Genomic DNA, 1,788 nt, shown 5'->3' on the forward strand with positions numbered 1-1,788 from the left:
AATGGTGCGAATGTGATTGCGCTTTTGGGGGCTGCTGTAAACCAGCCTAGAGGTTAAGCCTACGGCTCGCTTCGCGAACGGGTTTGTTTTGTTCTCTGGCAGAGCATAACAGGCTCAGGGCTACTGAAAGCCCGCACTCTTTCGCTTTAGCGGCGCCGAGCGCTTTGCGTCAGCATGAGTGGTGCGGGTAGTTTACACTTGCTCGGCGAGGAGCATCGAGAGCAGGTAAGGCATCAACTCCAAACCTGGGCAAACCGCCCCGGCGATAGAGCAGGGATCCATTCATCCGCCTGTCCATAGGCTTGTTGGGCGAAGCGACGGGCCAAAGCGGGCACGATGGGCAGGGGGTTGCTGAAGCCGGAAAACAGTTGCAAGCCTTCCCAACCGGGCAGGGATCCGACCAGAGGCTGGTGATCGGCGCTAAAGGCCACCAAGCAGTGATACCACCGTCCGGGCAGGTGGGCCAACTTGGGCAGGTAGCGACCAGCCTGTTCCCGGATCTGGGCTTCGCTGGCGGCTGCATCCACCTCGGCATGGGGATCTGTCAATACCCGGCTGATCTGGCCCATGCGAATGCTGCCATCCACAAATTGCAGGATCCCGGCATCCAAAATCGGCGGGCCAAGCTCGTGCCCCGGCTCGTCCCAGAGGGGATCCCGATCGGGATGGGCGGCTTGCCGCTCCAGTTCCAAGCGTTGCACAGGCGCGCTCATCACCAGCGCTCTCAATTGCAAATCCGAGGGCTCCAGCTCCAGGGATTCGGCATGGGTGAAGTAGATGGGCACCCGGATCCCCGCTTGGCGCAACAAAGCCCGCGTCCAGCCGCCGGCACACACCACCACCTGGCCTGCTCCATAGCAGTTGGCTCCAGCCTCTACGCCCGTGATACGCGCTTCCTGCCGCCGCAGGGCCGTTGCTGTTGTGATCAAGAGGGATCCCCCCAATCGTTGCAAGGCTGTTTGAAAGGCCAGCGCCGTCAACAAGGGGTTGATGTGGCCATGCCGAGCCCAGAGCACTGCTTCCAGAGCTGCCGGATCCAGCAGTGGCTCCAGCTCGCAGGCTGCCTCCACCGAAATCCGCCGGGGTGGGATGCGACAGTCGGCCAGATCCGCCTCGACAGCCTCCACATCACAGCCGGGGGCAATGGGCATGAGCAGATCCAGCTCGCGAAATTGAATATCTGCCTCCAGCTCTTCTGACAGGGTGCGGTAGCGTTGGATCCCTTCTTCCCCCAAAGCTTTGAGCATCGGCGTTTTGCCCGCCCAATGGGCCAAGCCCCCGTAGCTGTAGCGGGTTGCCCCCTTCAGCACCGCTTCTTTCTCCACGAGGAGAACGGATCCCCCCTGGCGGGCCAGCTCATAGCTCAGAGCTGCCCCGGTAATCCCGCCACCGATCACGATCCAGTCGTAGTTGGCCATCGCTTCCCTCGTTGCCCTGAACCTCATCTTGCGGCAAAGTGGCTCCGTTCAGGGTAGCAAGCGCAGCAGAACCTAAGCCTGCACCGGTGGCCGATACTGGCTGAAGAGGAACTCGCAAAGGGCTTCTTTGAGTCCAGATTGAGAGTCTCCTCGGGTTCAGAGTCTGCCAAAGTCCATTTGTGTTCATCGTAGCCAATTGCATAGCAAGGATGAGGGTATGAACGAACTACTTCAAACCATCAACCGCAGTCTCCTGGAGATGGTGGGGCGAGGCATTGAGCTGTTGCCGGGCTTTTTGATCGCCGCAGTCATCCTCTGGGCTACCCGCTATGGCGTTCGAGCCGTGCGGCGTCTGGTAGGATCCGCAGCC

General features: G+C 60.7%; 1 protein-coding gene and 1 pseudogene. One reads left to right on the top strand and one right to left on the bottom strand.

Going from position 1 to position 1,788, the window contains the following annotated elements:
* Positions 1-191: pseudogene (locus NW838_RS15540) on the top strand (hypothetical protein); the annotation flags it as partial.
* Positions 192-233: 42 nt separating this feature from the next.
* On the opposite strand, the gene NW838_RS15545 reads toward NW838_RS15540, so the two are convergent.
* On the bottom strand, positions 234-1,418 hold the full coding sequence (locus NW838_RS15545) for an NAD(P)/FAD-dependent oxidoreductase (protein ID WP_414358258.1): 1,185 nt from the start codon (positions 1,416-1,418) through the stop codon (positions 234-236).
* Between the last annotated feature and the right edge of the window lie 370 nt (positions 1,419-1,788).

It is taken from the genome of Synechococcus sp. R55.2, from assembly GCF_047462075.1.
In the GTDB taxonomy this organism is placed as follows: Bacteria; Cyanobacteriota; Cyanobacteriia; order Thermostichales; family Thermostichaceae; genus Thermostichus.

What these genes read in the sequence shown, in the direction of transcription:
- NW838_RS15545 (WP_414358258.1), bottom strand. Translation starts at nt 1,418, where the DNA reads ATGGCCAACTACGACTGGATCGTGATCGGTGGCGGGATTACCGGGGCA.